Annotated in this window: 13 protein-coding genes; 4 read left to right on the top strand and 9 right to left on the bottom strand. The window is 33.6% G+C overall.

Annotated features, from left to right (window positions below; all coding sequences use genetic code 11):
• Window positions 1-138: 138 nt before the first annotated feature.
• The 7 genes from RMN97_RS02465 to RMN97_RS02435 all read right to left on the bottom strand — a co-directional run bounded on the left by RMN97_RS02465 (window position 139) and on the right by RMN97_RS02435 (window position 5,616).
• On the bottom strand, window positions 139-702 hold the full coding sequence (locus tag RMN97_RS02465; protein ID WP_309612942.1) for a hypothetical protein: 564 nt from the start codon (window positions 700-702) through the stop codon (window positions 139-141).
• 238 nt (window positions 703-940) lie between these two features.
• Entirely contained in the window at window positions 941-1,471 is a 531-nt protein-coding gene (locus tag RMN97_RS02460) for a mechanosensitive ion channel family protein (protein WP_309612941.1), read from the bottom strand.
• A 30-nt stretch (window positions 1,472-1,501) separates the two neighbouring features.
• The gene (locus RMN97_RS02455) at window positions 1,502-2,713 is read right to left on the bottom strand and encodes an AI-2E family transporter (protein WP_309612940.1); all 1,212 of its coding nucleotides are present in this window, start codon (window positions 2,711-2,713) and stop codon (window positions 1,502-1,504) included.
• Between the two features lie 30 nt (window positions 2,714-2,743).
• Window positions 2,744-3,328, bottom strand: coding sequence for a Maf-like protein (locus RMN97_RS02450; RefSeq protein ID WP_309612939.1), 585 nt, complete (start codon window positions 3,326-3,328; stop codon window positions 2,744-2,746).
• Window positions 3,315-4,247: a geranylgeranylglycerol-phosphate geranylgeranyltransferase gene (locus RMN97_RS02445; protein ID WP_309612938.1), complete on the bottom strand. Its 933-nt coding sequence runs from the start codon at window positions 4,245-4,247 to the stop codon at window positions 3,315-3,317. Before RMN97_RS02445 ends, RMN97_RS02450 begins: the two co-directional genes overlap by 14 nt.
• Window positions 4,248-4,343: 96 nt before the next feature.
• Window positions 4,344-4,871 carry an HAD-IIIA family hydrolase gene (locus RMN97_RS02440; protein WP_309612937.1) on the bottom strand — a complete coding sequence of 176 codons (528 nt, stop codon included), beginning with the start codon at window positions 4,869-4,871 and terminating at the stop codon, window positions 4,344-4,346.
• Window positions 4,855-5,616 (bottom strand): DUF2520 domain-containing protein, encoded by a 762-nt coding sequence (locus RMN97_RS02435; RefSeq protein WP_309612936.1) that lies wholly within the window; start codon window positions 5,614-5,616, stop codon window positions 4,855-4,857. The genes RMN97_RS02440 and RMN97_RS02435 overlap by 17 nt, the downstream gene beginning before the upstream one ends.
• Before the next feature lie 165 nt (window positions 5,617-5,781).
• Here RMN97_RS02435 and ccsA point away from each other — a divergent pair, with 165 nt between their 5' ends.
• Window positions 5,782-8,979: a cytochrome c biogenesis protein CcsA gene (gene ccsA, locus RMN97_RS02430; protein ID WP_309612935.1), complete on the top strand. Its 3,198-nt coding sequence runs from the start codon at window positions 5,782-5,784 to the stop codon at window positions 8,977-8,979.
• Between the two features lie 102 nt (window positions 8,980-9,081).
• Here the strand turns inward: ccsA and RMN97_RS02425 are convergent, their stop codons facing one another.
• Window positions 9,082-9,870, bottom strand: a complete 789-nt coding sequence (locus RMN97_RS02425; RefSeq protein WP_309612934.1) for an anti-sigma factor — start codon at window positions 9,868-9,870, stop codon at window positions 9,082-9,084.
• Window positions 9,871-10,401, bottom strand: coding sequence for a sigma-70 family RNA polymerase sigma factor (locus RMN97_RS02420; RefSeq protein WP_309612933.1), 531 nt, complete (start codon window positions 10,399-10,401; stop codon window positions 9,871-9,873).
• A 143-nt stretch (window positions 10,402-10,544) separates the two neighbouring features.
• Here RMN97_RS02420 and RMN97_RS02415 point away from each other — a divergent pair, with 143 nt between their 5' ends.
• The 3 genes from RMN97_RS02415 to RMN97_RS02405 all read left to right on the top strand — a co-directional run bounded on the left by RMN97_RS02415 (window position 10,545) and on the right by RMN97_RS02405 (window position 12,719).
• Window positions 10,545-11,195: a DUF4331 family protein gene (locus RMN97_RS02415; RefSeq protein ID WP_309612932.1), complete on the top strand. Its 651-nt coding sequence runs from the start codon at window positions 10,545-10,547 to the stop codon at window positions 11,193-11,195.
• A gap of 22 nt (window positions 11,196-11,217) precedes the next feature.
• Window positions 11,218-11,796 (top strand): DUF4331 family protein, encoded by a 579-nt coding sequence (locus tag RMN97_RS02410; RefSeq protein ID WP_309612931.1) that lies wholly within the window; start codon window positions 11,218-11,220, stop codon window positions 11,794-11,796.
• Between the two features lie 272 nt (window positions 11,797-12,068).
• On the top strand, window positions 12,069-12,719 hold the full coding sequence (locus tag RMN97_RS02405; protein ID WP_309612930.1) for a DUF4331 family protein: 651 nt from the start codon (window positions 12,069-12,071) through the stop codon (window positions 12,717-12,719).
• The last annotated feature ends 1 nt before the right edge of the window (window position 12,720 follow it).

Below are 12,720 nucleotides of genomic sequence, written 5' to 3'. Positions count from 1 at the left end.
TCGATGAAATGCACTTTATTTAAATTTTTTTAAGAAATATATTATTTAATTTATTATTTTGCTCATTTGCAATAGCACTTTAAAGTATAAAAAAAGCAAAGATGTTAGTCTTTGCTTTTTAATAGATATGTTTATATTTTATTTCTTTCCGTGCCCTTTGGATTTTCCATTCCCATTTTTATTTCCATGTTCGTTCTCGTGCTCATTCTCGTGCTCATTCTCGTGCTCATTCATGTGCCCATTCATGTGCCCATTTCCATTTCCATTCCAATTTTTTCCATTTGGTTTTCCTTTTCCTTTATGTTGACCATAATGGTTACCATTGTCGTGACCGTTTGCTTTCCATTTTTTTCCAACATATTTCACTTTATGTTTACTGTAATATGTATAAGGAGCATTTCCTTTATAATCTGTTAAGTAAACAGTCTGACCTTTGTATAAGTCATAACCTCTGTAACGGGTTGGAAGGTTTGCAGTACGAACCCAAGCACCATCTCTTTGATAGATATAACGTTGAGATGGAACATCATAATAGGTTTGAATATCAGGAAGATAATAATATCGTGTTGTGGCAGGCGCTTTTGGTGCCCATTTCGGTGCTACTGGCCCATATTTTTTATCTACCTTCACTGCCACTTGAGCCTCTGTATTAAATGCCATTGCTAACAAAATTGCAAGCATCAAAAATTTAGTTGTTTTCATAATTTATTTATTTAATTTTAATATTATCTGAACCTTAGAAATAATCATGCCAAAAAAGGCATTGTTGCAATTATACTTCACAAACTTCTTTTCTAGATTCTTTTATAGTTGAGCATTATTACTCATTGTAAAAATAAAGCTAAATGAAATGAAACTGTTACACATATATCGCTATAAGTTATGGAATTCACACCTGAAATGGAATGATACAACTTAGTTTAGCTATTCAATCAATAAACTAATCCGTAAATTCTTTGTCTTCAAATTTAGATGTGATAATGGAAATACCCTTTTGTAGTAGTAAGTTATTTGGATAGGTAATTCGTTCTCCCTTTTCAGTTTTTAAATATATGTGAAACGCTTTAATATCTTCAATTTCAGCTTGAATAGGGAAGTCTTTATCATGTACTTGAATAATATCTCCAATTCTAAAAGGAAAAAAGAAAAATAAAATTATGCCTGAAGTAATGTTACTCAAGATAGACCATTGGGCAAACATGGCTACACCAACAACTGTTGTTACTGATGATAAAGTAAAAAGAATGTCTTTTTTTTGAACACCCCAAATAACAATAAGGCAAATTATTGCCAGGATATTTATTAATAGGTGAATGTATTTTATAACCAAATTAGTTCGGTGTTCCATGATGGACGATAATTTGGCGTAACGACGAATTAGTTTGGCGGAAACTATTCTCAAGAATATAATAATTGCTAAAAGAATTCCTGTTGCAATAACTTCTTTGGTTAAACTTGAAAAGAATGACATGATTTTTTATATAAAATATCTAACTAAAAACTATTTTTCAATTGTATCATTAGTACTATTTCCATCTTCTTTAGAACTATCTTCTGCTGGTATAGTTGGTGATAAATCGATGCCTAAATCTACTATTGTTGACTTGTTATGAAAATTGTAATGTGGAAATTTGATTTTATGCCATTCATAGGTTTTTGGTAAATCATCACCCAATAAATAGCCCCAAGGTTCAAGTGTGTCGATTCGGTCAAAAATAACTTTTATGATAGCAATAATTGGTATTGCCAAGAACATTCCAGTAATGCCACCCAAAACATTTCCGACGATAATTCCGATAATCGAAACTAAGGCATTGATTTGCACTTTTGAATTTACAAACATTGGCACAAGAATATTATTATCAATAAACTGAACAATTAAATTTACTCCAATCACCCCAAATACAATCGTTAAATCCGTAGAGCCTGAAAGCGAAACGGCAATAGTCAAACCACCTGCAAATAATATTCCTATATAAGGAATCAAATTTAAAATACCCGTTATTATTCCGAGCAGTATGAAATATTCACATCCAATAAAATACAAACCTAAAGTAGTTAATACAGAAACTGTAATCATTTCAAACAACAAGCCTGTAATATAACTTTGAACCGCAATCTTTATTTGAAATAAAACTTCACGCAGTTTTTTGTGACTTTCGGGTTTCACTAATTTGCACAAAAAAGTGATAAAATGATTTTGATACAACAAAAACAGGAAAGTGTAAATAGGAATCAATATTAGATTCAAAAGGATATCTGCAAACGAACTTAAAGTGGTGCCTACAATTTCCTTGCCCGAAGTCATAGTGTCATTCGTGGCGTTGGTGATAATTTCATTTTGTTCTCTTTTGCTAAGATTAAAATTATCCCTAATCATTCGCTGAAGGTGTTCAAAATGATAGTAGAAATTATTTTTAATTTTTCCCCAGTCATTTGCCATCTCGCTTATTTGCATTGATATGAAATAGAAAACTCCCAAAAACAGTAACACAAAAAGAACAATTGCAAAAATGACTGCAACAAAATGAGGAAAGCGTAGTTTTTTTATCAGAAAGCCAACTACAGGGCGAAGCATTATCGCAAAAAGGAGCGAGAGCAATACTGGGGAAATAATTTCCTGACCAAAAAAGAACGTAATGAATAGTAGTGTTAAACATATCAGTATGGCTGAAAGTTTAAAATAGAGTGGTAATTTTATAGTGTCAGACATCGTAGGAAGTTTTTAGTAAAGTTACTCTTTTCAGTCGCGATTACTCAAATAATGATATACTTTTTCGGTTGGCAGTCCAACAACATTGGTGTAAGAACCATCAATTCTGTTAATTCCAACTAAGCCAATCCATTCCTGAATGCCATAAGCACCAGCTTTGTCAAAGGGTTTATAGTTGTCGAGGTAATAATGAATAGCTTCATCCGAAAGTTGATTGAAAGTTACTTTGGTAACATCAAAAATGGTTTCCGTTTTTAGTACCGTTTTAAAGCAAACCGAAGTTATTACCTCATGCGTTTCATTGGATAATGATTTCAAAATGGCAAATGCATCGTCATAATCTTTAGGTTTTCCCAAAGCTTTGTTATTCAGCCAAACTATTGTATCACTAGTCACCAAAAGTTCATTTGCAGCTATTTCTCCTTCAAAAGCATTGGCTTTAAGTTGGGCTAAATAGTTAGTTATTTCTACACCTTGCAAATCATCCGGATAAATTTCTTCAATATCTTTTAATCGGATTTCAAAATCCAAATCTAAGTCTTTGAAAAATTGTTGCCTTCGGGGTGAACCGGAAGCTAATATTATCTTATATCTTTTAAGTTTATCCCTTAACATTCTCCATGATGTTTAAATTGATTGCTAAAATAGAAAGTATTCCAAAAAATATTATCCATTTCAAAACAGTGCTTAGCAAATGAAAATCTTCTTTTGTTTTGGCATTCCAAATTTTAACCACAAAGAAAATCATTGGTGCCACAACAAAAAGCAAACCATAAATCACAGCATAATAAAGCTTAGTCGGCATTAGGTTACTGTTCATATACCAAAGCAAAATTAACGTAGCAATGATACCTAATGCTGCAGCAATTTTTGAAGTCTTTTCATTTCCGATTGCAATTGGTAATGTACTCATTCCGTTATTGTAATCGCCTTCAACATCTTCCATGTCTTTCACTATTTCTCGAATCAAATTAATGATAAATGCAAAAATCGCATAGTCAATTAATATTGAAAAAATAACACCCATTTCTGTTTGGTTCCCTTCATAAGTAGCGGGTAACAAATCAAAAAGCCCTATAATAATAATACTAAAAGATAGGAGCAGCGCCACAACGACATTGCCTATTAAAAGCATTTGTTTTAAACTCGTAGCATACATATATAATGTGGCAGAAACGATTATAAAGGCACCGGCGAAACTAGGTTTTTGAATTACGTTTGCTAAATAATATCCAATACCAACACCAGTTATATTGAGAGCAAAATACAAGTTGTAGGCCGCTTTTTCAGAAATCAATTTACCAACAATTACATTCCTTTTATCGTTATCATAATCCGTTTCCTGATCTAAAATGTCATTGATAACATACCCGGCAGCCGCAATTAAAATGGTTGCAAGCACCAACAATCCGTATTGCCAATCGTTTAGCGACAAAAAGATGTTTTGGAATTTTAAAAATCCATAACGAAAAAGAAGCTGCATAAAAGCAAGAAGTAGTAGGTTTTGGTAACGTATTAATTTTAAGTATTTCATATTTAAGTGTTCAGTGTTCAGTTTTTAGTCTCAGTTTCAGTTTTCAGTCTCAGTTTTCATTACTGTTAACTGCGACTGAAAACTAGTCACTCAATATTAATCGTGTTTCCCATTATAGTACATATGCCATTTGCCTTGCACTTTCATCACTTGTTCTATGATTTCCCGAACTGCACCTTTTCCACCTTTTTTATGTGAAATATATTTGCAGATAACTTTTATTTCCTGACTTGCATCTTGCGGACAAACTGGTAACCCAACTAACTGCATCACGTGATAGTCAGGAATATCATCGCCCATATATAAAACTTCATCAGGGTTTATCTTGTATTGTTTGATGTACTCATTAAAAGTGGCGACTTTATCAGGCGAAGCCAAATGAATATCAGTAATCCCTAAATTTTGTAATCGGATGCGAACGCCTTCATTATTTCCTCCCGAAATGATGCACACGTGATAACCACTTTCTATTGCAGCTTTCATCGCAAAACCATCACGAATGTTCATGATTCGGAGCATTTCACCGGATGGTGTAACGTGAACCGAACTGTCGGTTAAAACACCATCTACATCAAAAATGAAAGTCGTGATGTTGTTTAGTATTTCTTTATAACTTTTTCCCATTATCGATAATAGATTTTGTTAGCAATTTATAGATTTCTTTTTGGTTGTCATCTTTTAAAAAGTTCAGATGCGCATTTATTATTTGAGTGTCTTTACGTTTGGATGGTCCGGTTTGCGCTTCATTTGGCGAAAGCTTCAAAATTTTAGCAGCCGTTTCCTGGATTAATGGTTTTAAAATATCAAACGACAAATCATTTTCTATGCAAATATCGTTACCAATTTGATACAAATGATTGACAAAGTTAGAAACAAAAACAGCTGCTATATGCAATGCTTTACGTTGTTCTGAATCGACTTTGTAAATAACATTTGAAATAGATTTAGCAATGGTTTCCAGCGTTTGAAAGTCATTCTCGTTTTGTGCTTCCAGACAAATCGGAATGAGTTTAAAATCGACTTCTTTTGATTTGGAAAACGTTTGCAAAGGATAAAAAACACCCTGACGGTTTTTGCTGTCTATTGCATCTATCGAAACACTTCCTGAAGTATGAGCAACGAATTGATTTTTAAATGAAAGTTCTTTGGAAACTTCTGCAATTGCATTGTCAGTCACGGCAATAATTGTTAAGTCAACAGTTTTTAATTCACTTAAATCTGAAGTTATTTTGTCGATTGGAATCAAATGAGAAACTGCTGTTGCCTTTCTGGAAAATACCTGAACCAATTCAATATCAGCAGTTTTACTGAATGCTTGAATAAGATGTTGGGCAACATTTCCGGAACCAATAATCGACACTCGAATCATGGGGCTAAATTATCGAAAATAAATTTCATTTTTTAGTTTTAATAAAAGAAATCCACAACTCATAAAAAAGTATTAAAACCCAAAATAAATGCAGTTGTAATTTATTTATTTACGTTATTTTTGTACTCCCGAAAATTCGGGATTTTTAAAAATTTATTCCAACTTATGGAAAAGAAAATATACTCGATTTTATTCTCTACACGTTTAATGGCTATTTTGTTTCTTGGATTTGCAATAGCTATGGCAGCCGGAACATTCATCGAAAGTAAATACAATACCGATACAGCAAGAATTTGGGTTTACAACGCCTGGTGGTTCGAAGCTATTATGATGTTTTTCGTGATTAATTTCATTGGAAATATCAAACGTTACCAATTGTACAAAAAGGAAAAATGGGCAACTTTATTACTGCATCTATCATGGATTTTTATCATTTCAGGAGCATTTGTAACCCGATATATTAGTTACGAAGGAATGATGCCTATTCGTGAAGGCGCTGTTTCAAATCAGTTTTTTTCGGATAAAAATTATTTAACGGTTTTTGTTGATGGTATGTACGAAGGAAAAATGATGCGCCGAGTTTTTGAAAAACCATTGTTACTTTCTCCCGTTACCAACAACCATTTTTCTATTGACGACAAGTTTGCTGAAATTCCATTTGAAGTCGAGTATAAAAACTTTGTGCTCGATGCCAAAGAAACTATCAAAGAATCAGCTACTGGTGATGTTTTTCTGAGGTTAGTAGAATCCGGTGGAGGAACACGTCACGAACACATGCTTAAAGAAGGGGAAATTCAGGATATTCACAATGTGTTGTTTGCTTTAAATAAACCAACTAAAGGCGCGATTAACATTGATACTAAAACCAATACAATTTCTTCTCCGTTTGATGGACAATTCATGCGAATGGCAGATAAGTTACAAGGAAAAGTAATCAAAGATTCTGTTCAGCCATTGATGTATCGTTCGTTATATAATGTTGGCGGTGCCCAATTTGTAATTCCCGATCAACCAAAAAAAGGAGTTAAAACCTATAAAGCCAGTGGTGATTTCAAAGCAAAAAATGGTGATGATGCCATTACGCTGGTTTTAAAAACAGATGGCGTAGCACAAGAAGTTACGCTGGTTGGTTCCAAAGGAAAACAAGGAGAGCCAAAGATTGTCAAAATAGGAAGTTTAGAGTTTACTTTGAGCTATGGAAGCAAAGTGTATACATTGCCTTTCAGTTTAAAACTGAATGATTTTATTGCGCAAAAATATCCGGGAACTGAGAAAAGCTATTCGTCTTATGAAAGTAAAGTTACCGTTCAGGATTCTACCAAAAAGTATGACGCCCGAATATATATGAATCACATTTTGGATCATAAAGGATTTCGTTTCTTCCAGGCATCTTTTGATCCTGACGAAAAAGGAACAGTGCTTTCTGTAAATCATGATTTTTGGGGAACAACAATAACTTATATCGGTTACTTTATATTGTTTTTTTGTATGTTATTAATATTGTTTACTAAAAACACACGGTTTTCTGATTTGAAACGAAAATTAGACAATGTAAAAAAGAAAAAAGCCAAACTTTTATACATACTAATTCTGTTTGTTTCTTTTAATGGATTCGCTCAAAATCATGGTAATCATAATGATTCTCCTTCCCAAAAACAGCTCGATTCTATTCTGAATAAATACAAAGTCTCCGAAAAGCACGCATCCCAATTTGGCCGATTGATTATTCAGGATGATGGAGGTAGAATGAAACCTATCAATACTTTTTCTTCTGAATTGTTGCGAAAAGTAAGCCACCAAAACACGCATAACGAAATGAATTCTGATCAAGTTTTTATTTCGATGACACAGTTTCCAGCCGTTTGGTTTGAAGTCCCTTTGATTTATATCAAAAGCGGCAATGACAGTATTCGAAAAATACTCGGAATAAAATCAGATGCTAAATATGCTACGTTCCGTTCGTGTTTTGATGACAGAGGAAATTATAAATTATCGCCTTATTTAGATGAAGCTTACAAAGCGGCTAATCCAAATCAGTTTGAAAAAGACTTTGTAGAAACCGATAAAAAAGTCAATCTGTTGAATGCGGCCATAAGCGGAAAAATATTACGGATATTCCCAATTCCGAAAGATGCCAATAACAAATGGGTTTCGTTTTTAGAAGCGAATCATCCAACAGGAACAGCTTTAGACACAATCAAAAATGCGTTGCCACTTTATCTTGACGCTTTGTTGAAAGCCACACAAGACAACAATTATACGATGGCTAATACGTATTTGGTTGGAATGGAAAACTACCAAAAGAAGTTTGGAAAAGCGGTTCGTCCATCAGATAAAAAAATAGATTATGAGATATTGTATAACAAATACGATGTGCTGCAAAAATTGCCTTATTGGTATTTGACAGCAGCAGCTTTGCTATTTTTGTTTATCATAATTGGTATTTTTAAAGACAGGAAATGGGTGACAGTAACAGTTAATGGTTTGCATATAATAATTGGATTCTTATTCACTTTGCATACGATAGCATTAATTTTTCGCTGGTACATTTCGGGTCATGCGCCTTGGAGTAATGCGTACGAAGCCATAGTTTATGTAGCTTGGTCAACGATGTTCTTCGGGTTGGCATTTGCTTGGAAAATGAAACCGGCTTTTTCACTTAAATTCGTGAGTTCTTTACTTTTCGGAATCTATTATAAAAGCACTTCCAAATTAACGGTTGCTGCCTGTGCTTTTGTTTCGGCAATGATATTAACAGCAGCTTATGCGAACTGGATTGACCCAGAAATTGCGAATTTGCAACCAGTGCTTAATTCGTATTGGTTGATGATACACGTAGCGGTTATTGTGGCTAGTTATGGACCATTTGCCTTAGGAATGATTTTAGGTTTTGTATCCTTGTTATTAATGCTTTTCACCACTGAAAAGAACAAAGCCAAAATGGAACTGAACATCAAAGAAATAACGATTATCAACGAAATGGCTTTGACTGTTGGATTAGTAATGCTTACCATCGGAAACTTTTTAGGCGGACAATGGGCAAATGAAAGCTGGGGAAGATATTGGGGTTGGGATCCAAAAGAGACTTGGGCATTGATTAGTATTATGGTGTATGCTTTTGTAATTCATGCTCGTTTTGTTCCTGCTTTGCGCAATAAATGGTTGTTTAACCTGATGGCAATGTTTGCTTTCTTGTCGATATTGTTTACCTATTATGGTGTGAATTTCCATTTAGTTGGTTTGCACTCGTATGCCAGCGGTGAAGCAAAATCATTGAGCTGGATTTGGTATTCCATCGGAACGATAAGTTTAATTGGACTTATTACTTATCCGAAGTATCGAAAGTATTATAAGAGAAAATAGAGGAAAGAGCAAAGAAGAAAGAGAATAGAAATATTTCAATAATTAAAAAAGGTTCAACATTTGTTGAACCTTTTTTAATTATTATTTATTTGACTTAGATTTTTAGACTTTTCCCAAAGTATATAATTGTTCCATTGTTGGCGAAGCACTTCCACCAGTTGGTTCTAATGTTATTCCGAATGCTTCCGCATCTCCGGTTTTCTCAACAGCAAATATTCTGCTTCTGTTTGCAGTGAAATTGCTTAACATACCAATACTTGTGGGTGTTAATTGCGGTTGCAATTTTAAAGACCAAATTTGGTATTCTTTTCCTTCAGGTGGTTCCGGTAATCCGCTGGCATCTACATAAACCACTTGAGTTTGTTTATTCCAGTAGATTTTTGCTTTGGCTGTTGGTGCTACTGCTTGTCCGCCAAGCGCAATAACAGTATTGGTTTCATCTCGAATGACATTTAAAACAGTTTCTGTTTCTTTGTTTTTCGTTTCTAAGACTACTACAGTTTTTTGCAGATATTCTTTCTCTTTTTTAGTGGTTTCAATTTCTTCTTTACTGTCATTCAGTTTTGAATATTGAAAACCAATACCAATCAACAATGCAACAGAAGCAGCCCAGCCAATGTAGGTTGATGTATTGCTTCGTGATTTCATCGTTACAACTTTACTGTGTTTCAGTTCAAGTTGTGCTTTTATTTTTTCAAACTGACTATGAGAAATAAAAGGAGAAAAACTGCTAGAAAGGTTAATAATTGCCTTTTCAATAGATACAATTTCTTCTTTAACTTCTGAATGTTTGAAAGCCATAGCGGTAACTTCATCGTTTTCTGATTCGTTTAACAAACCATAAACATAGAGTTCCAAAATTCCTGATTCAATATACTCTTTAGTTTCCATTTATACTTTTAAAAAATTTCGTAGGTCATTCATACACGTGCGATTTTGGGTCTTAACAGTACCTAACGGAATAGCTAATTCATCCGATGCTTCCTGTTGAGTGAATCCTTTGAAGAACAATAAGTCGATTAACTGAATACATTTTGGTTTTAGTTTATTTACAAACTCTCTTACTCCAATACTATCTATTTTATTCGTCAATTTATTACTGTCATCCAGCAGATGTACGAAATTATCAGAAGATAGGTTTTTTTGACTGTTATTATAACCTTTAGAACGCAGTTTGTCAATAGCTGTATTTCTGGTGATATTAAGCATCCAAGTATACAAACGTCCTTTACTTTGATTATAAGTATCGATGTTTTTCCAAATTTTGACAAAGACTTCTTGAAGCACATCTTCAGCTTCTTCCCGGTCTTTAATCAAATTAGTAATGATACTGAAAAGACTTTTGGAATACATGTCATACAACTGCGTAAATGCCCTTTCTTCCTTTCTTAATAATAGGGGTAATAATTCTTCTTGTGTCATAGCGCTTAAAATTATTTATTGTAAAAATAGAAAACTTTTTTTTAAAACAAAAAATTTAATGTTTAGCAATTTTTTAACATTTTTTAAAACCAAAAGAAATCTTCTCACGTACATGCTTGTATTAACGTCAAAATTATAACATAATGAAAAAAACAAAATTACTTTTAGGTCTGTCGCTGGTGGCGATTTCAGGTCTAATTTTTATTGCTGCAGATCACGCCGATGCGCCTGCAGTAACTGGTAATGCTTCAGACATTACAGATGTGTACGCCTTTCAAGGGCAAGACACTAACAACATGGTATTTGTAGTAAACACTCAAGGGTTATTATCTCCAGGAGCAACAGCTACGGCAACATTTAGCGAAAATGTTTTAACAGAAATCAACATTGATAACAATGGTGACAATGTGGAAGATTTAGTGATTCAAGCGATTAGAAAAAACGATAAGATGTATTTCTTTGGTCCAGTTGCGCCTAACACTACCGGAACAACTAGCACAGTTAAAACAACCGCAACAGCAGGAAGCGTTGAAATTTCTAAATATGGAGAATCAGCCATTACTGCGCAACAAAATGGGATGAAATTCTTTGCTGGGCCAAGAGACGATCCTTTCTTTTTTGATTTAGGTCAATTCAAAGCCATCTTGATGGGAACTGCTTCCGGATTTAACAATCCAGGAACTGACACATTTGCCGGAACTAATGTACTATCTATAGTAGTAGAAGTTCCTAAATCTTCATTAGGGTCTTCTTCTTCAATCAATATTTGGGCTGAAACCAAAAGTAAACTGTAACTAACTTAAATATTTAAAAATCATGAAAACAAATAAAATAACAAAAATTGTTTTGGGTTTAATGTTTACTTCTGCCTTATTTGTTGGCTGTAGTAATGATGAAAACATAACATCAAACAATGCTAAAAGTGGAGGTTTTGGACCATACGGAATTAATTTCGCTGGGACTTTTGTACAAAAAGATCAAATGGCCCGACCAGCAATAAACACAGTATTTATAGCTTCGGGAGCACCAAAAGATGCCTTCAATGCAGCTATTCCATCACAAATGGGATCAGCGTATCAATCTATTTTCCAATCAAGATTGTTAGCTTTAAATCCGGGTTACACCACAAATGCATTGGGTTTGACTGCTAATCAATTTACAGGAGTTTTAGCAACAGATGTTTTGAATGTTAGTAAAACAGCACCGACTACTTTCTTTGATGGTACTAATGTGTTGACAGGAAGAGCTTTGGCAGATGATGTCATTGATGTTGAATTATTATTGATTTTTGGTGGTCCAACTGGTGCTTCAAATTCTGGTTTAACTTCTGATAATGTTGGTGCAAATGATAAAACATTTTCATCTTCATTTCCCTACTTAGCTTCGGCTTGGTAATTTTTTATATTTATGGAAAACAGAGTATGTAAATTATTTTATGTGCTCTGTTTTTTTTATAAATACTATTTTTTTTAAAGTCATATACAAAATAGATTTAAAAACTTTCCAACTATATATTAAGATAACAACATAGTTCAAAATAAAAATTAATTTAAAACACACTGATTTAAAAGGGTTTGATAAAAAATAATAATAAAATACTTATTTAAAAAAACCAAACACTTTCCGAAATCGTAACTGTAATTATAAATATTAAAAATTTAATTAAAATGAAAAAAACAAAACTTTATGTAGGTCTGTCGCTAGTAGCGATTTCAGGTCTAGTTTTTATGGCAGCGGATCACGCAGATGCTCCAGCTGTAACAGGTAATGCGAATGACATTACAGATGTGTATGCTTTTCAAGGGCATGACACTAACAACATGGTCTTTGTTGTAAACACACAAGGATTACTTTCTCCAAGTGCTACAGCTACGGCAGCATTTAGCGAAAATGTTTTAACAGAAATCAACATTGATAACAATGGAGATAATGTAGAAGATTTGGTTATTCAAGCCATTAGAAAAAACAACAAGATGTATTTCTTCGGGCCAGTTGCGCCAGGAACTACAGGAACGACAAGTACTGTAAAAACGACTGCGACTGCAGGTAGTGTTGAAATTTCTCAATACGGAAGTGCACCAATTACTGCAACCCAAAATGGCATGAAGTTTTTTGCCGGACCAAGAGATGATCCTTTCTTTTTTGATTTAGGACAATTCAAATCTATTTTGATGGGAACAGCAACAGGATTTAATAACCCTGGAACTGACACTTTTGCAGGAACAAATGTATTGTCAACAATAATAGAATTACCAAAATCAATGTTGGGTTCATCTTCAACAATTAATATTTGGGCAGAAACTAAACAAAAACAATAAT

The organism is Flavobacterium sp., assembly GCF_031381455.1.
In the GTDB taxonomy this organism is placed as follows: domain Bacteria; phylum Bacteroidota; class Bacteroidia; order Flavobacteriales; family Flavobacteriaceae; genus Flavobacterium.
This window is presented reverse-complemented; position numbering and strand designations above follow the sequence as displayed.